The organism is Corynebacterium sp. c8Ua_99 (genome assembly GCF_039907185.1).
In the GTDB taxonomy this organism is placed as follows: Bacteria; Actinomycetota; Actinomycetes; order Mycobacteriales; family Mycobacteriaceae; genus Corynebacterium; species Corynebacterium jeikeium_D.
Genome location: NZ_JASBOG010000001.1, coordinates 287,325 through 309,720 on the forward strand (window position 1 = coordinate 287,325; position 22,396 = coordinate 309,720).

General features: G+C 56.6%; 14 protein-coding genes. 8 read left to right on the plus strand and 6 right to left on the minus strand.

What is annotated here, in order from left to right:
• Positions 1-225 precede the first annotated feature (225 nt).
• Positions 226-1,158, plus strand: coding sequence for a bile acid:sodium symporter family protein (locus tag QKE19_RS01260; protein WP_347890183.1), 933 nt, complete (start codon positions 226-228; stop codon positions 1,156-1,158).
• On the opposite strand, the gene QKE19_RS01265 is transcribed toward QKE19_RS01260, so the two are convergent.
• Complete coding sequence (locus QKE19_RS01265; protein ID WP_347890160.1) at positions 1,155-2,537, minus strand: MFS transporter; 1,383 nt, start codon at positions 2,535-2,537, stop codon at positions 1,155-1,157. The two genes, QKE19_RS01260 and QKE19_RS01265, sit on opposite strands and share 4 nt — an antisense overlap.
• A gap of 120 nt (positions 2,538-2,657) precedes the next feature.
• Between QKE19_RS01265 and QKE19_RS01270 the strand changes: the two genes are divergently transcribed.
• Positions 2,658-3,050 carry a (deoxy)nucleoside triphosphate pyrophosphohydrolase gene (locus tag QKE19_RS01270; protein WP_187400138.1) on the plus strand — a complete coding sequence of 131 codons (393 nt, stop codon included), beginning with the start codon at positions 2,658-2,660 and terminating at the stop codon, positions 3,048-3,050.
• 41 nt (positions 3,051-3,091) lie between these two features.
• Positions 3,092-5,980 carry a DEAD/DEAH box helicase gene (locus tag QKE19_RS01275; protein WP_347890162.1) on the plus strand — a complete coding sequence of 963 codons (2,889 nt, stop codon included), beginning with the start codon at positions 3,092-3,094 and terminating at the stop codon, positions 5,978-5,980.
• A 97-nt stretch (positions 5,981-6,077) separates the two neighbouring features.
• Here QKE19_RS01275 and QKE19_RS01280 read toward each other — a convergent pair whose 3' ends face one another.
• Positions 6,078-7,217, minus strand: a complete 1,140-nt coding sequence (locus QKE19_RS01280; RefSeq protein WP_048732829.1) for a trypsin-like serine protease — start codon at positions 7,215-7,217, stop codon at positions 6,078-6,080.
• Between the two features lie 256 nt (positions 7,218-7,473).
• Positions 7,474-8,556, minus strand: coding sequence for a S1 family peptidase (locus tag QKE19_RS01285; protein ID WP_256886939.1), 1,083 nt, complete (start codon positions 8,554-8,556; stop codon positions 7,474-7,476).
• 277 nt (positions 8,557-8,833) lie between these two features.
• On the opposite strand from QKE19_RS01285, the gene QKE19_RS01290 reads away from it, so the two are divergent.
• Complete coding sequence (locus tag QKE19_RS01290; RefSeq protein ID WP_187401221.1) at positions 8,834-9,388, plus strand: hypothetical protein; 555 nt, start codon at positions 8,834-8,836, stop codon at positions 9,386-9,388.
• Between the two features lie 28 nt (positions 9,389-9,416).
• Here the strand turns inward: QKE19_RS01290 and QKE19_RS01295 are convergent, their stop codons facing one another.
• Together QKE19_RS01295 and QKE19_RS01300 are read right to left on the minus strand one after the other, a co-directional pair.
• Entirely contained in the window at positions 9,417-10,256 is an 840-nt protein-coding gene (locus QKE19_RS01295; RefSeq protein WP_347890165.1) for a hypothetical protein, read from the minus strand.
• Positions 10,257-10,454: 198 nt separating this feature from the next.
• Positions 10,455-11,267 (minus strand): (2Fe-2S)-binding protein, encoded by an 813-nt coding sequence (locus QKE19_RS01300; RefSeq protein ID WP_187401223.1) that lies wholly within the window; start codon positions 11,265-11,267, stop codon positions 10,455-10,457.
• 138 nt (positions 11,268-11,405) lie between these two features.
• Between QKE19_RS01300 and QKE19_RS01305 the strand changes: the two genes are divergently transcribed.
• The 3 genes from QKE19_RS01305 (at position 11,406) to QKE19_RS01315 (ending at position 19,986) form a co-directional block, all read left to right on the plus strand.
• Positions 11,406-12,272, plus strand: a complete 867-nt coding sequence (locus QKE19_RS01305; RefSeq protein ID WP_070858431.1) for a hypothetical protein — start codon at positions 11,406-11,408, stop codon at positions 12,270-12,272.
• 105 nt (positions 12,273-12,377) lie between these two features.
• Positions 12,378-16,214, plus strand: coding sequence for an ABC transporter ATP-binding protein (locus QKE19_RS01310; RefSeq protein ID WP_347890168.1), 3,837 nt, complete (start codon positions 12,378-12,380; stop codon positions 16,212-16,214).
• Positions 16,215-16,317: 103 nt separating this feature from the next.
• Positions 16,318-19,986, plus strand: coding sequence for a multifunctional oxoglutarate decarboxylase/oxoglutarate dehydrogenase thiamine pyrophosphate-binding subunit/dihydrolipoyllysine-residue succinyltransferase subunit (locus QKE19_RS01315; RefSeq protein ID WP_347890170.1), 3,669 nt, complete (start codon positions 16,318-16,320; stop codon positions 19,984-19,986).
• A gap of 352 nt (positions 19,987-20,338) precedes the next feature.
• Here the strand turns inward: QKE19_RS01315 and QKE19_RS01320 are convergent, their stop codons facing one another.
• The gene (locus tag QKE19_RS01320) at positions 20,339-21,094 is read right to left on the minus strand and encodes a hypothetical protein (protein WP_070429353.1); all 756 of its coding nucleotides are present in this window, start codon (positions 21,092-21,094) and stop codon (positions 20,339-20,341) included.
• Positions 21,095-21,137: 43 nt separating this feature from the next.
• On the opposite strand from QKE19_RS01320, the gene QKE19_RS01325 reads away from it, so the two are divergent.
• The gene (locus QKE19_RS01325) at positions 21,138-22,361 is read left to right on the plus strand and encodes a magnesium and cobalt transport protein CorA (RefSeq protein ID WP_049190061.1); all 1,224 of its coding nucleotides are present in this window, start codon (positions 21,138-21,140) and stop codon (positions 22,359-22,361) included.
• Positions 22,362-22,396 lie beyond the last annotated feature (35 nt).

The following is a 22,396-nucleotide window of genomic DNA, read 5'->3' on the forward strand; positions in this document are numbered from 1 at the left end:
TTGTACACATATCAGCTATTTTCCGCCGTGGAACACCAACCGTTCGGCGGATTTTTGCAATTTCGCAACGCATAAGCCCAAGGTCGCTAGAGAATGTCCAGCTATAACAACGCACCAGAAACGCAGCCGTCTTCGCCCCGGCAGTCCCCGCTAAAACCACATTCTCCCGAGGAGATTTCTGGGAATGGCAGGCAGGAAAATAAGGCACCGTCGAAGCTCTCGGCAATGATTGAAGTTCTCGGGTTTCCGGGCTTTATTTTGGCGGGTTCGGCGCTGGCATTCTTCTTCCCCGCCCCGTTTACTCCGCTGACGGATTACATCACGTACTTCCTGATGATCATCATGTTCGCGATGGGCCTCACCCTGACCATCCCGGACTTTAAGCAGGTCGCTAAGCGCCCGTTGGCGATTCTCTTCGGCGTTATTGCGCAGTTTGTCATCATGCCGCTGCTGGCGATTGCCGTGGCTAAAGTCCTCGGACTCAACCCGGCACTCGCTGTTGGTCTGCTCATGCTGGGCTCTGTTCCGGGCGGCACTTCGTCGAATGTCATCGCATACCTGTCGCGTGGCGATGTCGCGCTGTCCGTCGCCATGACCAGTGTGTCGACACTGGTCTCGCCGATTATGACGCCGTTTCTTATGCTCGTGCTTGCCGACGCGCACACGGATGTCGACGGCCTCGGGATGGCCTGGAGCCTCTGCCAGACAGTCCTCCTGCCAGTGATTGGCGGTCTGATTATCCGCTTTGTGGCCGATACCTTTATTAACAAGATCCTCCCGATCCTGCCGTGGATTTCTATTCTCGGTATCGGTGGCGTGGTCTTCGGTGCCGTGGCCAAGAACGCAGAGAGCCTGGCAAACATTGGCCTGATTGTGTTTGTGGCTGTGATCATCCACAACGTTCTGGGCTACGTGCTCGGCTTCTTTGCAGGCCAGCTGGTGGGGATGCCGACTGCGGGCAAGCGCACGGTGGCGGTGGAGGTCGGCACACAGTCCGCTGGCCTGTCCTCCGGTATGGCAGCGAAGTTCTTTACCCCGGAGGCAGCGCTTCCCGGCGCGGTGGCCGCTGTGGTGCACAACATCACTGGCGCTATCTACGTGGCTATTTGCCGAAAGCTCGATGAAGGCAAGGAAACTAGCAAATCCGCTTCTGCTTAAGCTGTTTTCGCTTTGACTTCTTTGGCCCCGCTGTTCGACGAGTGGGCTGGTAGAGTCTCGCGCCCGAAAATCCAGCCCACCATTGCGACCAGCGAAATGACACCGCAAACAAGGAAACCGGCCTTGAACCCTGCGGCATCCACGATTGCGCCGACAATCAGCGGGCCGGAAATCGCTCCGAAGTCCTGAGCCATCTGGAAATTGGCGAGCACCTTTCCACCTTGGCGGTTGGCGCCGATGACGTCGGCAAGCACGGCCTGCTGCGATGGATTGATCATGCCAGCGCCGAAGCCGGCGAGGACTGAGAGAATCAGTAGCGGAATGGCACCGCTGCTAAATCCGATTGCGCCAGTGAACACGCCGTTGATAAACAGGCCTGTGATGAGCAGTGGACGACGGCCAATGCGGTCGGAGAGACGACCGGAAAACTGCAATGCCGTGACATTGCCGAGCGCGAAGGCCGTCAGCGCGAAACCAGCTGTGGCAGTGGCGGCTACTGCCCCATCGCTGCCCGGTTCTGGGGCGCCAACATGGGAAAACGTTGCCGCAGCGAACAGCGGGACAATCGCGACGCGCACGCCGAAGTTCGACCAGCCGTTGGCGAAGGCTCCGACTAGTGCGCTTCGATATGCCGAGTCACGGATTGCTTCGGAGAACCTCAGCACCGGGGTTGTGCGCTTGGGCACTACATGGCGAAGATGCTCCGCACTCAGCGACATGCCGACCACAATCGTTGCCACAATCAGCGCGCCACCGTAGATGAAAAACGGCACCCTCATGCCCCATGCGCCCATTGCAGCACCAATGATTGGGCCAAAGACATTGCCCAACAGGAAGGCTGTGCCGTAGGCGGCCGAGCTCTTACCGCGGATCTCCGGCGGTGAAATCCGCACAATCAGCCCCATTGCCGAGACCGTAAACATCGTCGAACCGATGCCTCCGAGCGCACGAAACGCCAGCAGTTGCCAATATGTCTGCGCAACACCGACAAGCAAAGTCGAGAGCGCGACGATGCTGATGCCGGTTAGGTACGTGCGCCGATATCCGAGCTTCTCTACCAGTGAGCCCGATGCCGGCGCGAAGATTAGCCGGAAAATGGAGAACGAACTGACCACGAAGCTGGCCGCGAACACCCCCACATCGAAGCTGCGCGCGTACTGCGGCAAGATTGGTGCAATCAGACCGAAGCCCAGCGCAATGATGAACGCAGCGCTGACCAGAATCCAAATCTCTCGCGGAATCGGCTGTTTAGTCCCGTCTAATTCACCCTGCCGAGGATCCCGACCTTGTGGTTTGCTTCCCACCTCCGATGCGATATCCGGCTGAGATTCGCACTTTGCTTTACGACGAAGCAGGTCGCGCGAACGGGAAGCTGACAAGGTAACGGTCCTTTCTACTGTGCAAAAGAGAGAATAAGAAGCCCAAGAGTTCACCATAGCCCGATCTGCAAACAGTGACGATTACTAGAATGAGGCGCAATGACAGAACGCGGAGTTGAGATGAAAAAACGAATCGAAGTTGTAGGTGCCGTTCTTACCTACGAAGGAAAAATCTTCGCCGCCCAACGCGGCCCAGGTCGCTCGATGGAAAACTATTGGGAATTTCCCGGTGGAAAGATCGAAGAAGGCGAGTCCCCTCGTGAGGCTCTAGCCCGTGAACTAAGAGAAGAGCTAAAACTTGACGCTGAGATTGGGAACCACATTCTCACTGTCGACCATGAGTATGACTTCGCCGTTATCTCACTTGCGACATACTTTTGTTCCGTTTCTTCTCCCGAAATCAAGCTAACGGAGCACACTGAATATCGTTGGTTAGAACCGTCCGAGCTTTATTCCGTTGATTGGGCGCCAGCGGACATCCCTACAGTCGACATTCTTGTAAACGAACAGTAATCAATACAAGCGACGCAGCGCGCATTTAGTATGCTAAAACAATGATGAATTCCCTGGTCGGAGACCTACGCTACGGCTTCATCGATAAAAACACCGTTGCCGACAAAAAATACAATCCCCGACTCATTCGCAACGACGAGTCGGCCACTATGTACAATGCGCTCCGCGAGGAGCTACGCACCGCTACGAGTTTCATATTTTCAGTAGCATTTATTTCTCCGGCCGCTCTTGCCATGCTGAAGGAGGATCTCCTTCAGTTTTCTGGCCCAATGACGATCATCACGTCGAACTACCTTGATTTCAATTCACCATCGATGTTCAGAGAACTACTCGAAATTGAGGGACTGAACGTCTACATCTACCCCGAAGATCATCACCGGGGTTTTCATCCAAAGGGATACCTCTTTTACAAGGAGGTTGAGCTTTCAGCCATCGTCGGCAGCGCAAATTTGACGCAAAAGGCGCTCCAGGAAAACGAAGAGTGGAATCTGCACTTTTCCAGTCACCAGAATGGTGATATCACATTCCAAATTGAGACTGCCATTGATATGCAACGTAGCCGTTGCATCCCACTAACTCATCAATGGGTCGATGAGTACGAACAAAACCGCGTACCTCCAGTTTCGAAAAACACGCACACAAAGTTGCTGCCCGAGGGCCCAGTTATCGCCAATCAAATGCAGCAGGTAGCGCTGTCGAATATCGCTGACTTGAGGCAGTCAGGCGAGCGGAAAGGCCTCATAATTTCCGCTACCGGCACGGGGAAGACGATCCTTGCTGCACTAGCAGTTAAAGAAGCACAGGCCAAGCGGGTCTTGTTCGTTGCCCACCGGGAACAGATTCTGGAAAAGACTAAGAGTGAGTTCCAAAAGGTACTTGCCTACTCCGGTTCTGAGCTTACGGACGCCGACTTTGGACTCTTGGTTGGTGGGAAAAGAGAAACTGATGCACGATACCTTTTTGCCTCAGTTCAATCCTTGTATTCCCAATCGACTTACAAAACCTTTTCTCCAGATGCCTTTGACTTCATCATTATTGATGAGGTTCATCGTGGCGCTGCTAATTCCTACAAGCCAGTTTTTGCATACTTCAACAGTGAGTTTGTCCTCGGCTTGACCGCAACTCCCGAGCGTCCAGATTCAGGGGACATCTTTCGCCTCTTTGATTTCAACGTTCCTTACGAAATCCGACTGCAAGCCGCTCTTGAAGCCGACATGCTCGCACCATTCCATTATTTCGGTGTCACCGATTTTGATGATGGAGTTCGAGCGATCGGTGATAAGACTGCATCCATCGATGCTCTCGTCGCTGAAGATCGTATCGACTATCTCCTGGAGAAGCTCCGTGTCTACGGGTTTCCTGAGAGAGTTAAGGGGCTCATATTTTGCAGTCGGAAAGACGAAGCGAAAGCGTTATCGGAGCAGCTCAACCAAAAGCAGCTCTTTGGCCGGCAGCTACGGACGAAGGTGCTCCTAGGTGAAGACTCAATCTCGACACGAAATGCTGTCGTTGCGGAGTTATCTGCAGGCGAACTCGACTACATCATCACCGTTGATATTTTCAACGAGGGCATCGACATTCCGGCAGTAAATCAAGTAGTGATGCTGCGCGGCACCGAATCAAACATCATTTTTACCCAACAGCTGGGCCGTGGCCTTCGCAAAGCCCCAGGAAAAGACCATCTCCGAGTAATTGATTTCATTGGAAACTACAAGAACAATTACATGATCCCGATGGCTCTTTTCGGAGATTCATCTAGAAATAAGTCGAAGCTCAAGAGCAAAGTCGTTGATCCCTCCAATATCCCATCGGGCTCTACTGTGAGCTTTGATGAAATTGCCAAGGAGAAGATCCTTAAAGCCATCGATACAGCCTCGGTGGACACGATTGCTGAATTTAAAAAGGATATTCAACTTCTCCAGTACCGACTGAATCGTGTACCACGACTAATGGATTTTGCTCGATTCAACCTCGTTGACCCTACAGTGATCTCCACCAGGCGTACCAAGAATTATTGGGAACTCCTACACCAGGTGGACAAAGCAGCAACAGGACCAACGGATAAGCAGAGTGAATACTTGAAGTTTTTGTCCCGCGAGCTACTTCCCGGAAAGCAACCCCAAGAGTTACTTCTACTTGACCAGCTTATTAAGCATGGTTCCATCACACGTGAAGAGTTTTCAGATTTACTCGACACAAGGGCTGTTTCTCACAGCGAGCTGGATCTCTCTGTTGTCGAACGAGTGCTCAACCTCGAGTTTTACCCGAAGCGGGCCTACGAAGAAATTAGATTGGTCCGGTACGATGACAAAACCTCACGTTACAGTCTGACTGAGGAATTTTTGACTTTGTACAACAAGTGGGATTCGTCATATCCAAACAGCTTTCGAGAGCATGTGGATGACATCATTCAAACTGGTCTTTTCCTGTCCCGCGAAAATGATTATTTCGCGGGTGTGCTTCGCCGCAATCAACGATATTCCAGAAAGGATGTTTCTCGTCTTTTGAGGCTTCGGTCGGATCAATCAGGCACGCTAAATGGCTACAAGATTGATTCCCACTCGCAGACGATTCCAATCTTTGTAAACTACCGAAAGCACAAAGGGCTTGCTCCTCGCATCGCATACGAGGATGAATTCATTGACCATTCGACGATGCGTTGGTTTACACGTTCAAATAGGACGCTAAAGAGTCAGGAAGTCCAGAGCATCATCCAACATAAATTCCCTATCCATTTGTTTGTACGCAGGGATGATTTACCAGATGAAGGATTCACCTACCTTGGCGAAGCCACTCCAAGTGATCCCCAACAAGCAAAAATGAAGGGGGTTAAGGGGAAAGACTCGAATGTTGTCACAATGAAGCTTCACCTTGAACATCCCGTTCCCGACACATTCTTCGAGTACCTTCACGCAAAGCCGATTGACTAACGAAAGCAAACCCCCTACCCCGCCACTGTGGCGGAATAGGGGGTTGGACGGAGCGTCGTAAAGCGAACGCCCTATCTACGAGACTGCGGTGACCTGATTAGAACAGGCTCGGCAGGTTCGCCTGCGAGGAAATGTTGCTGGCTGCCTGCGTTGCCTGAGCGGTCGCACCCGACAGCTCCGGAATCGGCAGCTCCGGGAGAGATGGGCTCTCCGAGATAATGTCGGCAATCTCCGGCGGGACCTCGACGCCCTCTGGAAGCAGCTCGCCGATCGGACCCAAATCCGGCTCTTCCTGCGGGACGTGCTGCTTGGTGTACTGAGAGTCCTCGTCAATCGTGCGGAACTCGGACTGCGGTTCGGTGGAGGTCTCTACCTTGAAGCGCTCGTTGACCTGGCCGTCCGGGATGTCGTACTGCTCTTCAAGAGCAACGTCAATCGGCTGGAAGCGGCTCAGCGGGCCGATGCCCATGGAGTTAACGCCGATGGCCTCGCGAGTCTCCGGGTTGTAAGCGTTTCCGCCCGAATCGCCGTGGTCAATCGGAGCGATGGCCCAGACACCGTTGCGGACACGGAAGACCTGGAAGCCGCAGCCGCGGCCAGTACGGGAACCGTCGGTGCACACGGGCTCACCGAGGTTGTCGAAGGAAATCTCCATCGGCTCGAGAGTGCGCTTGTCCTCGATACCGACGATCTGAACCGGCTCGCCGTGGACGTTGCCGAACTCATCCACAGAGTGGGACATAGAGGTGGTCTTGATGTCGTCCTGAACCTCAATGATGCCGTAGTCACCGCTATTGAAGAGCTCGTTGAAGAACTCCGGCATAGTGGTGTTTTCATCGAAGTCACCCTCTTCCGGCATGACATCGGTGCCCATGTAGTCCTTGTTGACCAGCTTGTCGCCATCCTTGGTGGGGATGAAGAACTGGCCGGTGACCTCTTCGCCGGTTTCAGTATCCTTCGCCACAACACAGTGGCCGGCAGTCATGATGACACGATGCGAAACGCCATTCTGATCCACAACGGTGCCAGGAACTCCCAGAGAGCACATCGGGGACTGAACATGACGTCCATCGATGTTCTTGCTGCTCGGGAACGGCATTCGCAACGGCGAGCCCGGGCCGATGACAACATCCGAGTTTGCCGGTGCAGCCTCAGCTACCGCGATTCCGGGCACAAAGCCACCTGCAGCTACCGACAGTGCAGCCGTAAGTGTGGCGACCTTCTTCGAACTGGCCATAGTGTGCGCTACTCCATTTCTGTACAGAAAACTTGTCCCACTCAGTGTATTAGGGACACCTTTACAAAGCTCTCCAAAAAATGAAACCTAGGGTGAAATTCTCAGTCGTGGAACCGTTCAATCGCCTTCACGGCACGCGCATTACGCATCAAAAAGTTTGTTCAACAGCAATGCAAGAGCCAGAACCATCCGCCTTGGATGATTCTGGCTCTCTTAACGGTTCGGGGGTGATTTTTGTCAGATTCTCAGACTGGTGCTAGCCCTCAAAGCTTGGAAGCTGAATTTCTGCCAACTGAGGCAGCTCAAACGGCTGTGACGATTGTGGCAATTGGGGCGATTGTGGCAGCTCAGGCAGTTGCGGCGACTGCGGCAACTGGTCCACAAGATCAGTTAACTGCGGTACAGAACCTTCCTGAGAATCCTGCGAATTCTGCGTCCGGGCGTACTCCTGATCCGCCGCCATATCCTCGTTGAGGGTGCGATAGGTGGAGTCGCGCTGAGCCATGGAATCCGATACCTCGAAGTGGTCGTTCACTTGACCGTCGGGAATGCCGTAGGCCTCCTGGATGGCAATATCCGCGGGCATCACACGCGAGACCGGACCGAAGGTCATCGAATTCACGCCAATAACTTCATTTGTGGTCGGATCGTAGGCATTTCCACCCGAGTCACCGTGGTCAACGCCGATACCAACCGTCCAAATGCCGTTTCGAGCCCGGAATACCTGATAGCCACAGGCACGTCCGGTACGCATGCCGTCCTTGCAGATAGGTTTGCCAAAATTATCGAAGGAGACCTCGCCACGCGGCAGATCTTCATTGTCCTGAATGCCAGTCATCGCTACAGGCTCCCCGTAGCTCTGACCATTTTCATCGATGGAGTAACTTGCGCCGGTAGTTTCTACGTCCGGATCAAGGTTGATTACTCCATAGTCTGCACCATTAAAGGCCGCCGGCAACGACTCCAGTCCGGCATCTTCCTGCGGCACTTCCCAACGGTGAGCACCTGTCGTACCAATGCGCTTATCACCTTCGGTGGTTGGCACATACACCTCACCGGTAACGATTGGCAGCCCCACATCCGGAGCATCATTCACGCAGTGCCCTGCGGTCAACATGACCCGATGCTTTTCCCCATTGCGGTCCGTCACCGTCCCAGGAACACCCGCCGAACACATCGGCGAGTTGATATTTCGATGCCCATCCCACGGGCTTCCCTCCATGGGAGTTCGAATCGGGTCACCCGGACCAACCACGACAGCATGTGCCGCGACCGGGGCTGCCAAGGACAAAAGTGCTGCGAAAGCCGATACCGCCATTCGACTTCTTGCGTGCTTCATTGAGACGAATCTTTCAAATTTTTAGTTTTCCTTTAGGACCATCCCCTACACTAATCCACCACCCCACCCCCAGAAATAGCGTTTTCTCAGACTCTTGGACTTTTACAAAAGTCGTTATCGAATCGTTTCCACAACCCCACGTGTCCCTGCAATAACACCAGGCACCTAGCCAATTGACTACCCCCACTTGGGTAGCCAATTGATGCTAAACATATCTCGAACATTAGTTCTATATGTTCGAAAATGTGAGTCCGGGGTGTTCGATAACTTGTGAGCCATGAACACAGCAGACGAGTTTCCCATTCATCGCCGCCTAGCTCTTCCCCCACTATCCGCTACCTACCGTGCAGAATGTTTCGAAGACCTCGACCTCATCCGCACAATCCTCTGCCACCCCACCATCGCCCGTAGGCATTCGCCCGGCGCGCTAGATCACACCTTCTCGCTTCCCGACGGGCCTGTGGTCACCGTCCGCGCATCACGGATAGCGCTTCCTCGCGCACTGGTCTCTCAGCTTGCCGACGTGCACGCGGAATACTTCATCCTGAAGGATGAGCCCATGTTCATGTACTCCGTTTCCGTCAAGGTGGAATCCTCATCGGAGGTAGTCCTCCGCGGAATTGGCGGTTCGAATCGGACGCGGGAAGAAAACCGCCGACGTACTCGGGCTGTGGCTGAGGCTCTCCATCGTGCGCAGGACTGCAGCAAGATACACGAAAACGGCACTGACCTCGCACTCCCCGGGCGCCGTTATAGCTGGATTGGCACCAGGGACGCGCGGCCACTGCCGTGTCCTAACGAACTCTTTTCTTCTAGCCCATCAGCGGCTTAGCACTGGTCACAGCACTGCCGCAGTACGGCTACTCGCTGTCGTCGCCTTCTTCGTCGTCCTCGTCGTCCTCGTCGTCATAGTCGCCATCGTCGTAGAGGTCATCATCGTCCTCGTCGTCATCATCCCCGTCCAAGGAGGCAACGTGATCAGAGTAGATGTACTCCGCATACCCGTCATCGACGGGTGCCAGCTGATCTTCCCATTCCTCTGCGCGGTCTACCACGAGCGCAAGGACATCCATCAACTTGTCAAAGTCCTTGAAGGTGCCCAGCGTCAGAACCTCATTGCGCAAGGTTTGGATGTCAGAGTAGAGGTCAGCGAACATCTTGCGACGGTCATCATCGGTGAGAACCGTTTCAGTGTCCGAGTCCCAGAACTCCGCGATGGCCTGGTCGACGATGTCGTCCAAGTTTGCGTCCTGGGAGATGAAGCGGACGTGTGCGCTGGGCTCGTTGTTGTGGGCAGTTACCAAAACCTGAATCAACGAGGAGGTACCAACTTCGGAGGTGACCAGGGTTGCCTCTTCGGGGTCCTGTTCAAACTCCAGGTCAGCAATGCGGTCATCATCGCCATCGAGCAGAGTGCGCAGCAGGCCAACAACCTGGTCAGTAGCTACATGGTGGGCGACTGCCGCGACGGCGTCTTCGACGGAGAATACAGCGGAGACCAGAACAGCTTCGAACTCGTCGTCCTCATCATCCACATCGGCAGCGGCTACGTAAACTTCGGCAGCCGGGATGTCCTCATCAATGGTGACGAACTGAACCTCCAGGTCAGAGGTAATGGGGACGAAGAGGGTGTCATCGTTGACACGGCTTTCAATGCCCTCGCGGTCCAGTGCCGCAGCAATCTGCTCGAAAAAGCTCATGGGTGGAATCCTCCCTTGAAAGATAATTGGCCTCTACCCGCAGCCAATCGTAGCGACAAACGCGCAATCATGGGGTGGCTCATGCCCCCGGCAATTGCTGCGAAAGATCACGCCGGCAGCGTGCGTGCTGCTGCAAAGCCGCCAACGCGGTCGGTTGAGGAGCAGGCCGCCAGCTGTCGATTCTCGAAAACAGAGCGCTCAGTAGCGTGCCCAGAGTTGATGGCGTTCCTCACGAGAACGTTTTGGACAGGAGACACACAGATCGGCATCTGGGCTGTGATAAATCATGCAGCAAGTAGCTCTCTCCAGGTGAGTAACTACATCGAAGTCCGGTTCTTCTCCCGATTCAGCAGCGGCTTCATCCCAGGGGCGCACCTCGCCTCCGCAGGAATCCATGAAACGAGGAAGAGGGACCCGATGTACTCGCTGTATTCCCTCAACGACATGTTTGCCAATAAGCGCTCCGCGCCAGGGCTCCATCAGCTCATTACCGGCGGATATTGCGGCGTTAGCTACGGAGTCGGCAGCCACGGCCCAAAGAGGGGCAGGTTTGATTTCCCCGACTTCTCCAACAACCTGAGCCAACGGCTCCAAGAAATGAGCCAGTGCTTCGCCGGAATCCTTCAGCTCATCCGCATCCTCAGCGGAAATGCTTTCAAACTGTTGAGCTTGGAAACCAACCCAATAGTCATCTCGAAGAAATGTGAGCCAAGAAGACCACTGCCACACTGGAACTCGATCGGACACCAACACGCATGCCAGCGATGGCCCTACCAATGCTCCGCACATGGACCACCACCACAACTGGGCCTGGAAACGGGTATCCACCTCAACCTCGGGCATGGGAAACAGCTTTCTCCCAGCCTCAATTCCGGCGGCTACAGCTTCGGTAGAAAGGTGCCACTCCGCAGCGCCGTCGTGAGGCGTGACATCTGCGGAAAACCGAGGAAAGTCCGCCAAAAGCTGGGAGTACTCGGGAGGCAATGCGGCACCCCGCGTGACATCGTTCACCAGTCTCATCCTTCTATCGACTGTGTTAATCGCCGTACACCTGTCTATTTTTCCACCGACTACGGAATTTCCCCACAGCTCAGTAGTGTTTATATGGGCATATGGCTCTCAACGGACCCGTTTAGGAGGTCTACTACTTTGTTCCAAAAGACGAAGAAGGATTCAACTCGCACAGTAACTGATGCGGTGAACTCAACCCCCGAAGCGATCGAACGTGATGCCGGAAAACTGGGAACCCTTCTTATCCAAACCCTGGATAAGACCATGAGCTGGCAGTCGTCTGCCATCACCGGGTACGTCAGTTCCCTACACAAGCGCAAAAAAGATGAAACTCCGGCGCAGGTACAGGAACGTATTGATTCCCACTACCTCAACCTGGTCACTGGCACCGGTGGTGCCGCCGGCGGCAGTGCGGTTCTTCCCGGCGTCGGCATGATCACGGGCTTGGCTGCGGTTACCGGTGAATCACTGCTGTTCCTGGAAGCATCAGCCTGGTACACACTGGCCTCAGCAACCCTGCGCAATATTGACATCACCAATCCGCAACGCCGTCGCACGCTGATTCTTGCGGCCATGAGTGGTTCTGAGGGGACAGCTATTATGGCCTCTCTGCTTGGCGAGGAATCGCTGCGGAAGCAGACCAAAACTTCCGTGAATTCTCTACTGCCACGGCTTGGTGTTCCGCAGCTGGGTGCAGCAAACCGCCTGCTGATTCGCGAGGCACGCAAGCGCTTGATGAAGAACGCTCGTCTGGCCATCATCGGTAAGATTTTGCCATTTGGAATTGGCGCCGTGGTTGGGGCCTCCGCCAACCGCAAGCTCGGTGGCATTCTTATCAGCTCCACTCGCGCATCTCTGGGCCCACTTCCCCAGGATTGGTCGGACTTTGAACGAAAGCTACCGGCTAAATCCAACACCTCTGAGGACTCGAAGAAGGACTCAAAGTCATCTAGGTTCTCTATTCCCTCGGCGCTGAAGTGGCCGAAGAAAAAGAAGAATAAGTAGTTCCTCTTACCCGATTACCCTTCAGCGACTTACCCTTCAGCGACGTTTTTCAATGGAAGAGCGGTACCCACCATGGCCCAGAGCAAACCCCTCAGAACCTCTCCCATGAAGTTCTTGTGGAAACAGTCTCTTCACAGGCCACTACCGCTCTATGGCGTCGTTGTCGCAGCGCTAATCGTTGTCGGGCTGGAGTCCGTACTTCCGCTTCTCACTAGAGATGCCATTGATGTGGCAACGGGCTCTTCCGATGGCGGTGTCCCCGCGCGCCTACTGCCTTCCCTAACTCCCCTGCAGGCAGTCATTTCCGTCTTTCTGGCCATCGCGTTAGTACGCTTCGTCGCCCAGGTGGGGCGCAGATTCTTCTCCGGCAAACTCTCCATTGATGTTCAGCACGACCTGCGACTAAAGATCCTTCGCTCCCTACAAAACCTCGATGGTCCAGCACAAGACCGAGTCAACACCGGCCAGGTTGTATCGCGGTCAATTTCCGACCTCCAGGCAGTGTCCGGACTACTGGCGATGTTGCCGTTGACACTGGGATCCGTCGTCAAGCTGTTCATCACAATCGGCATCATGCTCGCCCTCTCGCTGCCCCTGACACTGGTCGGCCTCGCCGTGGTGCCAGCGATTGTCTACATTGCAGTGAATTCTCGTGACAAACTCCATGCCGCAACCTGGGCTGCCCAACAGCAAGCAGGCGAGATCGCCGGACAAGTCGAGGAAACCGTTTCCGGCATCCGCGTTGTTAAGGCGTTTGCGCAGGGTGACAACGAAGTTGCGAAGATGGAGCGTAACTCGTCGCTCCTCTATTCCCTACGCCTGCGAGCGGCAAAACTCAGCGCTCGATTCCAACCGGCGCTACAGTCGTTGCCGCAACTGTCCCTCGTCGGAAATATCGCGGTCGGTGGCTGGCTCGCGATTAACGGACACATCACCCTAGGCACGTTCGTAGCTTTTGCCACGTATCTCACCAGCCTGACTGCCCTGTCGCGTCTGGTCTCCAACATGGTCATCTCGATACAGCTGACGTCGGCAAGCATCGACCGCATTTCCGATGTCATCGACGCCCGACCAGACAACCCCGAACCCACCGACGCGCTCCCCCTCCCCGACGGTCCCGTTGGCATCAGCTTCAACCACGTCACTCACAGCCGTGGCGGACGCACGCTTATCGACGATGTCTCATTCTCCGTCGCGCCAGGGGCGACCTTAGCGTTGATTGGCCCACCGGGGTCCGGAAAGACTATCGCCACGGAGTTACTCGGCCGTCACTATCTGCCGGATTCGGGAACTATCACTATCGATGCGCCCAGCCACGGCACATCCACAGATACCGCGCGCATTCTCTCCAGCGACGTATATGACGCTATTACTGTCGTTCCGGACACTCCTTATCTATTTGCGGGCACGTTGCGTGAGAACATCGCATTCGCCAATCCCGCGGCGTCCCAGGAAGAGATTGTCGCCGCAGCGACCGCCGCCCAGGTCAACTTCGTCGACGACCTGCCTCAGGGGTGGGACACAGCCATCGGCGAGCGCGGGCATAATCTCTCCGGCGGACAAGCTCAACGCGTCGCGTTAGCACGGGCATTCCTCGCACGGCCTCGAGTTTTGGTTCTCGATGACGCGACCTCAGCAATCGATGCTGCAACAGAGTTGGAAATCTTCAACGCGCTGACCTCGCAGCTGGCGGATACGACTATCGTCATCGTGGCGCATCGATCTTCCACTCTCGAGCAGGCGGACCACATCGCCATTTTCGAAGACGGTGCCATCACTGGCATTGGCACCAAGGCCGAACTGATTTCTTCTCATCCGCGCTTCACCGAGCTGATGGACATCGACCAGAGCGCCTACCCCGAAATCGAAAACCTTGTTCTCGACCCCATCGACAGTGAAGACCCCAGCCCTGAGGAACTCTGGCCCGACGAAACCGCTCCAACCGCCGACGACTCCACATCAGACACCTCTTCCCGCCGTCTCGGAGGTGCCACTTCTCAAATGAGCCGCGGGGTTGGCCGAGCCGGAGGCGGTCCAGGTGGACCTGGTGGTCCAGGTGGCCGCGGCGGTGGTCGTGGTGGCATGGGGGCGGCTCTCGCCAATGCTCCTGCGACGCCTGAGCTTCTCGAGCGCGTGCGAAACCTCCCACCCGCTACCGAAAAACCGCGTGTGCCCGCTGCGGCACTCGACAACTCCGAGCTTTTTTCTCTGCGCCGGCTGCTCTCCTATGTCCGCGGCCTATTTATAAGTGTCATTGCGCTGCTCGCCCTCATTGCCGTTGCCGATCTGGCGTTCCCCATGCTCGTGCGCTACGCCATTGACCACGGCATCAGTGAGCACAATGAGGCCGTGCTGTGGGCCTGCGCCGCAGGTGGCTTGGCGACGGTCCTCATCAGTTGGCTTGCCGTAGCCACAAATGCTGTTATTACTGCGCGCACTGGTGAGCGGCTGCTCTATGCCCTGCGTGTGCGCTGCTACCGTCACCTGCAGTCGCTTGGCATTAACTACTTCGAGGCCAATCGCTCGGGCGCCATCATGACGAGGATGACAACCGACATCGATGCGCTCTCCTCTTTCCTGCAAACGGGACTGGCAGAGGGGGCAATCGCCGCGTTTACTCTGCTCGGTGTCACGGCGCTGTTGCTTGCCACACAGGTGTCACTCGCCGCGGTGGCGTTGGCATCGCTTCCCATCATTGTGGTGTCCACTCTGGTATTCCGCCGGATCTCCTCGCGCCTATACAAGGCTGCGCGCGAGCAGCTCTCCTTGGTCAACGCTGATTTTCAGGAGACTATTGGTGGGCTTCGCGAGATTCAGATGTACCACCGCGTCGCCGATATCGAATCTTCCTTTGCCGAGGAATCCGATAAGTACCGCGCAATTCGTCAGCGAGCGCAGCTGGCCGTGGCTCTGTTCTTCCCCGGCATCAACTTCGTCTCTGAGTTGGCAACAGCCGCGGTATTGGCTGTCGGTGCCCAACAGGTTGCTTCGGGAACCACGACACCCGGCGTACTCGTCGCCTTCACGCTGTACCTAGGAATGCTCTTTGGCCCGATTCAGCAGCTGTCCCATGTTTTCGACGGCTACCAGCAGGCGAAGGTCGGCCTCAATCGCATTGATGACCTCCTACAGACCGCCCCCATGCCAGATCACGGCACTACTGACGGCGCGTCCCGCGCAGCTGCTGGCGACCTCCGCTTAGACAAGGTGACTTTCTCCTACCCCGCCGCCAACTCCGAGCACGAACGCCCGCAGGTTCTCGATGCTCTCGATTTACAGATTCCTGCCGGAGAAACAGTCGCAATTGTCGGATCCACCGGCGCCGGAAAATCGACAATCATTAAGTTGTTTGCCCGTTTCTACGACCCAGTTGGCGGCGTGGTGCGAGCCTCCGAAACTGACATCCGCGAGTTCCCTCTTAACGATTGGCGACGCACCCTCGGCTATGTCCCCCAAGAATCACACCTGTTTTCGGGGACAGTAGCAACAAATATTTCCTACGGTCTACCGGACAGCAGTCATGCTGAAATTCAGCAGGCCGCGAAAAACGTCGGTGCCCTCAGCACCATTGCCAGCCTGCCCGGTGGCTTCCACCACCCCGTTGGCCCAGATGGCCGAGGGCTCTCCTCCGGACAGCGTCAACTCATCGCACTCGCTCGTGCCGAAATGATGCGTCCTGAACTGCTGCTTCTCGACGAAGCCACCGCGACACTCGACCCTGCAACAGAGTCGGCAATCCTTGAAGCCACTGACCGTGCGTCGCGACAACGCTCGGCAATTATTGTGGCCCACCGCCTGGCTACGGCGGCTCGGGCCAACCGGATTTTGGTACTTGACCACGGGCGTATTGTCGAGGACGGCTCCCATGATGAGCTTCTAGCGGCGGGTGGCCAATACGCAGAGCTTTGGAGCAAGTACCATATGGGGAGCGCAACGGTGTAGTAATTCAGAATTTTCGTTATCCTTGAATGACACTTTGACGCTTGCGCTAATTAGAATAAACGTGAGTTAGTAAAACTAAGACGAAAAGAGGCGAGTACCTGCCGTGAGCAGCGACATGAGCTTCGGCCAGAACGAATGGCTGGTCGACGAGATGTACCAGCAATTCCAGAAGGATCCACAGTCTGTGGGTCAGGAATGGCGCGAATTCTTCGCAACCCACACCCCGTCCCAAAAGGGCGAGGACCTTTCCAATATGGCAAAGCCAGCAGCAGCCACGAAGGAGGAAGCTAAGGCAACCGGACGTCGTGAATCCAAGGGGGTCGAACCCACTAAGACCCCGAACAAGCCGGCGTCCCCGAAGCCAAAGAAGTCCCCAATGGATGCAGCAGCCAAGGTTTCGGCTGTTGAATCCGGAGAGGAGCCTCTGAAGGGCGTCGCACGGGCTATCGCTAAGAACATGGATGTCTCCCTGGAGATGCCGACTGCTACGTCGGTTCGCGATATGCCGGCACGTCTGATGTTTGAAAACCGCACCCTGGTTAACAATCATCTGGCACGCGCCCGCGGCGGCAAGATCTCCTTCACCCACATCATTGGTTACGCCATGGTGAAGGCTGTCATGCTCCACCCGGACATGAACAACAACTACAAGGTGGTTGACGGCAAGCCAGTTCTGGTTACCCCGGAGCACATTAACCTCGGCCTGGCCATTGATATGCCAGCTAAGGACGGCTCTCGTTCGCTCGTAGTTGCTGCTATCCGCGAGTGTGAAAGCCTGACCTTCAAGCAGTTCGTCGACGCCTACGAGGACATCGTCGTTCGTGCTCGCCACGGCAAGCTGACCGGTAAGGACTTCCAGGGCGTCACCATTTCCCTGACCAACCCGGGCGGTATCGGTACTCGCCACTCCGTCCCGCGCCTTACCAAGGGGCAGGGCGCGATTATCGGTGTCGGCTCCATGGATTACCCGGCTGAGTTCGCCGGTGCTTCCGCGGACCGTCTGGCAGAGATGGGCATCGGCAAGCTGGTGACCATCACCTCTACTTACGATCACCGCATCATCCAGGGTGCAGAGTCCGGTGAGTTCCTGCGCACGATGAGCAATCTGCTTGTCGACGACAAGTTCTGGGACCACATCTTCCAGACCATGCATGTTCCTTACACCCCAATCCGTTGGGCGCAGGATCTGCCGAACACGGGTATTGACAAGAACACCCGCGTCATGCGTCTGATTGAGGCCTACCGTTCCCGCGGTCACTTGCTGGCTGACATTGACCCGCTACGTTCTGACCAGCCAAATACTTCTGCTCCGAACCACGCTGACCTCGATATTGAGGAGCACGGTCTGACCCTGTGGGATCTGGACCGCACCTTCAACGTCGGTGGTTTCGGCGGCAAGGAGACTATGACGCTGCGCGAGGTTCTCTCTCGCCTGCAGAACGCATACTGCCTCAAGGTCGGTTCCGAGTACGCTCACATCCTCGACCGCGAAGAGCGCGAGTGGCTGGAAGAGCGCATTGAGGGCGGCCAGCCAAAGCCGTCCCACGCTGAGCAGAAGTACATTCTGCAGAAGCTGAACGCCGCTGAGGCATTCGAGAACTTCCTGCAGACCAAGTACGTCGGTCAGAAGCGCTTCTCCCTTGAGGGCGCAGAGTCGCTGATTCCGCTGATGGACTCCGCCATTGACACCGCTGCTGGTGCTGGTCTGGATGAGGTCGTCATCGGTATGCCACACCGCGGTCGACTGAATGTGCTCGCAAACATCGTCGGCAAGCCACTGCGCCAGATCTTCACCGAGTTCGAAGGCAACATCGACCCGGCACAGGTCGGCGGTTCTGGTGACGTCAAGTACCACCTGGGTACTACTGGCCGTCACATCCAGATGTTCGGCGAGGGCGAGATTGACGTCACCCTGACTGCGAACCCGTCCCACCTCGAGGCCGTCAACCCGGTCGTTGAGGGTCTTGCTCGTGCACGCCAGGACAAGATCAACAAGGGCGAAGAGGGCTACTCCGTCATGCCGCTGCTGCTGCACGGTGACGCATCCTTCGCGGGCCTGGGCATTGTCCAGGAGACCCTGAACCTCATGTCCCTGCGTGGTTACAAGGTCGGCGGTACCGTCCACATCGTGGTGAACAACCAGATCGGCTTCACCACTTCGCCGGACTCCGGTCGTTCCTCCTACTACGCAACCGACATCGCCAAGGCATACGGCTGCCCGGTCTTCCACGTCAACGGTGACGACCCGGAGGCTGTCGTCTGGGTCGGCCAGCTGGCTGTTGAGTACCGTAACCGCTACGGCAAGGACGTCTTCATCGACCTGGTTTGCTACCGCAAGCGCGGCCACAACGAGGCCGATGACCCGTCCATGACTCAGCCGCTGATGTACAAGGTCATCGACGAAAAGGAAAGCGTCCGCGCTCAGTACACCGAGGACCTGATTGGTCGCGGTGACATTTCCGAGGAAGAGTACGAGGCAGTTCGCCGAGACTTCCACGACCAGATGGAAGCTGTCTTCAACGAGGTCCGCGCAGCTCAGGACGCAAAGCCGGGCGAACAGTCCGGTATTGCAGGCTCCCAGCCGCTGCCGCATGGTCTGAAGACCGGCATCGAGAAGGCTGAAATCGTCGAGATTGGTCAGTCTTACGTCAACCTCCCTGAGGGCTTCAAGATTCACCCGCGTGTTGCGCCGGTCGCTAAGAAGCGCGCGGAGATGACTCAGGAAGGTGGCATCGACTGGGGTATGGCCGAGCTGCTGGCAATCGGCTCCTTCACCGGTGCTGGCATCGACGTCCGCTTCGCAGGTGAGGATGTCCGCCGCGGTACCTTTACCTCTCGCCACGCAGTTCTGATTGACTCCGAGGACGGTTCGGAATACAACCCGATCGACGCCTACGGTAAGTCCAAGAACGGTGGTCGCTTCATGATTTACAACTCGGCTCTGACCGAGTACGCAGGCATGGGCTTCGAGTACGGCTACACCCTGGGTAACCCGGACGCAGCAGTGTTCTGGGAAGCACAGTTCGGTGACTTCGCCAACGGCGCTCAGACCACCATTGACCAGTACGTTTCCTCCGGCGAGGCCAAGTGGGGTCAGACCTCCAAGCTGATTCTGCTGCTACCGCACGGCTACGAGGGCATGGGCCCGGACCACTCTTCGGCACGTATCGAGCGCTTCCTGCAGCTGGCAGCCGAGGGCTCCTACACCGTTGCTCAGCCGTCCGAGCCGGCTAACTACTTCCACCTGCTGCGTCGCCACGTCCTGTCCGACCTGCACCGTCCGCTGGTTGTGTTCTCGCCGAAGTCGATGCTGCGCAACAAGATGGCAGCGTCTGCTGTCGAGGACTTCACCAACCCGAACAAGTTCCGCTCGGTCATCGATGACCCGAACTTCGAGTCCAAGGACAAGTCCGGCATCAAGACCCTGCTGCTCTGCTCCGGCAAGATCTACTGGGAGCTGGAGAAGAAGCGCAAGAAGGACAAGCGCGACGATCTTGCAATCGCTCGCCTGGAGATGCTGCACCCGCTGCCGCACAACCGCCTCCGCGACCTCTTCGAGTCCTACCCGGATCTTGAGGAAGTCCGCTGGGTTCAGGATGAGCCGGCTAACCAGGGTCCATGGCCGTTCCTGGCACTGAACCTCCCAGAGGTTCTGCCGGATATGCCGAAGCTGACCCGCGTTTCCCGCCGTGCACAGTCCTCCACCGCAACTGGTGTGGCTAAGGTCCACCAGATTGAGGAGAAGGCTCTGCTGGAAGAGGCTCTCAAGTAGGTCTCATTGACTGGTCTTCGCCAGTTGGCATGTAAACGCTAAGGGGCTCCAACCGTTCGGTTGGAGCCCCTTTCTTGTTGCTTGGGCGATCGTTGCCAGGCATCAAGGGCGAATAGGCAAAAAGCGTGTCCGGTCGGCGTGCCACCGGGTCGGCACCATTTACTACTTAGTCCTCAATGCGAGTTACTGACTACGTTTATGACAGAAACGGCCCGAAAAATGGCATGAAAGTGTCATAAACTCGCACAGTTTCACATTTGCAGCCCGTATTCATGGGTTAATCAACAAACTTGGCGGCAGCCAACAGCAGATACACGTCCGATACCGCCACAACTAGCCCCCGCCACCCCGACTACGCCTTATCCAGCCACTCCTGAGCGACCAACTCAGGGCTGGCGCCACCAGCCACAGCCCGGGTCATCAGCTTCAAGTCCTCAGTGCTCAGCGAACCCGCAATCTCATTGAGCACGCGGACTCGATCATCTCGGTCCAACGCTGGCTTGACGTAGAAAGGCACAAGCCATTGCGGCAAGTCAGCCCCAGCATTGTCAGCTGACACATCCGCGCAGCCCTGTGCCATGCCCGCGTCGGTGGCCATAACTTCACCCGGCAGCGACCGCGAAAATGCGTCGTACACACGGTCGCGCCACTCGCCGCTGAACTGCTTGTCCGGGGTGGAGTCGTCCGCGTATTCCTCCGCCAGTGAAGCCGCCGACGCAGGGTCGCTCAGGCCGAGTAGCTCACCTGTGCATCCGAAGGAGACCAGGACCGCTTCATTGCGTACGGCCCGCAACCGGTCGTCAGCATCGCGAATGCCGACGACCTCCGCTTGCCGCCCTATCCTCTCAAAGCTCTGCGCATACACGTACGCAAGAGCTGCTTGCTCAGGGTTGCGTAGGTCTGCCCCGACAGTCACCACCGCCTCCTGCTCGGGAGGAACGGGCATCTGCGGATCCAAATCAGAACATGCGGCAAGACCGAACCCCGTCGCCCCAGTGACCAATGCCAGGGCGGTAAAAGTGCACGCAGTAGCCGTGGAGCTACCCTTGCACCCCATTGAGCGGATGCGAAAGTGGAACCCGGCGTTCGCACGTCTAAAATCAATCATCGACACCAGCGTAACCTACGAACGGATTGTGAGGTCACCCAGAATGGGCGAAGAGAAAAGCCGCAACATCAGCGCTTCGGCGAAGGCTCGCAATCCGCGAACTAGCTCGGCCAGTCAAAGCCAAAAACCGTCGGCCACAGGAAAACCCGGTAAAACCGCTCGGGCGACGAATGCGGCTAAATCCGCAGCGAAGTCGGCTGTCTCGAAGGTGACGCGCACCAACGGCTCGTCGTCAAGCACAGGAACAGGACAGTCGAGGGCGGTGCGCGATGCCCTGCGCGATTGCGGCGTCTACATCGGTGGCAAGCGTTTGCCCGGCACCTACGACCACTTCTCCGGGCTGTCCGAGGTACGGAATTTTGGTGAGGGCTTCACGTGGCTGTCATTGTCGCGCCCCAACGCGACACAGATGGACGCCATCGCCGAGCTTTACGGACTGGATGAGCTGACGGTGGAGGACGCACTGACTAACCGCCAGCGCCCCAAGATTGAGATCCACGATGATCACGTGGTTTTTGTAATTCGCTCGATTCACTACTCCCCGGAAGGTCTCGCGGATGACGAAAATGAGATCATTCGCTCCGGCCAGCTGATGATTGTCATCGGCCCGGAGTACGTCATCACCATTCGCATGGGCATGCCGAGCTCGGATATGCAGCGCATTAGCGCACGCGTGGAGAACACCACCGACGCCATCGACTACGGCCCCGCGGGCGTGCTGTGGGCGCTGACGGACAACCTCGTCGACGCGTACCTGCGCATCGCCATGCAGCTGGAAGATCGCGTGGAGATCATGGAAGACGAAGTCTTCGAGCCGAACTTGGATTCGGATATTGAGGACATTTACATCCTCAAACGAGAGATTCTGGAAATGCGCCACGCGATCGATCCGCTGACACCGGCGCTGCGCTCCCTGATGAATCTGCGGGAAGACATCATGCCTAAGGACGTCAGCCGTTATCTTTCCGATGTTCTCGACCACCAGCTCGCCGCCGCGGACCTCGTCTCCGGACTCGACGAACGACTCTCCGCCCTCATCGACGCCGCCGCCGTGAAAATCCAGCTGCAGCAGAACCAGGATATGCGTACCATCTCGGCGTACGCGGCTATTCTCGCCGTCCCGACCGCCCTGGCCGGCATCTACGGCATGAACTTTGACCACATGCCCGAGCTGCACTGGGAGTACGGCTACTTCATCGTCCTCGCCATCATGTTCGCCATCGTGGCGTTTTTGGTGTGGGTCCTGCGCCGCAACAAGTGGCTGTAGGTACTGCTTCTGGCAGGCATCGCTTTACGACGGAT

What these genes read in the sequence shown, in the direction of transcription:
- QKE19_RS01260 (WP_347890183.1), top strand. Translation starts at nt 226, where the DNA reads ATGATTGAAGTTCTCGGGTTTCCGGGCTTTATTTTGGCGGGTTCGGCG.
- QKE19_RS01270 (WP_187400138.1), top strand. Translation starts at nt 2,658, where the DNA reads ATGAAAAAACGAATCGAAGTTGTAGGTGCCGTTCTTACCTACGAAGGA.
- QKE19_RS01275 (WP_347890162.1), top strand. Translation starts at nt 3,092, where the DNA reads ATGATGAATTCCCTGGTCGGAGACCTACGCTACGGCTTCATCGATAAA.
- QKE19_RS01280 (WP_048732829.1), bottom strand. Translation starts at nt 7,217, where the DNA reads ATGGCCAGTTCGAAGAAGGTCGCCACACTTACGGCTGCACTGTCGGTA.
- QKE19_RS01285 (WP_256886939.1), bottom strand. Translation starts at nt 8,556, where the DNA reads ATGAAGCACGCAAGAAGTCGAATGGCGGTATCGGCTTTCGCAGCACTT.
- QKE19_RS01290 (WP_187401221.1), top strand. Translation starts at nt 8,834, where the DNA reads ATGAACACAGCAGACGAGTTTCCCATTCATCGCCGCCTAGCTCTTCCC.
- QKE19_RS01295 (WP_347890165.1), bottom strand. Translation starts at nt 10,256, where the DNA reads ATGAGCTTTTTCGAGCAGATTGCTGCGGCACTGGACCGCGAGGGCATT.
- QKE19_RS01310 (WP_347890168.1), top strand. Translation starts at nt 12,378, where the DNA reads ATGAAGTTCTTGTGGAAACAGTCTCTTCACAGGCCACTACCGCTCTAT.
- QKE19_RS01320 (WP_070429353.1), bottom strand. Translation starts at nt 21,094, where the DNA reads ATGATTGATTTTAGACGTGCGAACGCCGGGTTCCACTTTCGCATCCGC.
- QKE19_RS01325 (WP_049190061.1), top strand. Translation starts at nt 21,138, where the DNA reads ATGGGCGAAGAGAAAAGCCGCAACATCAGCGCTTCGGCGAAGGCTCGC.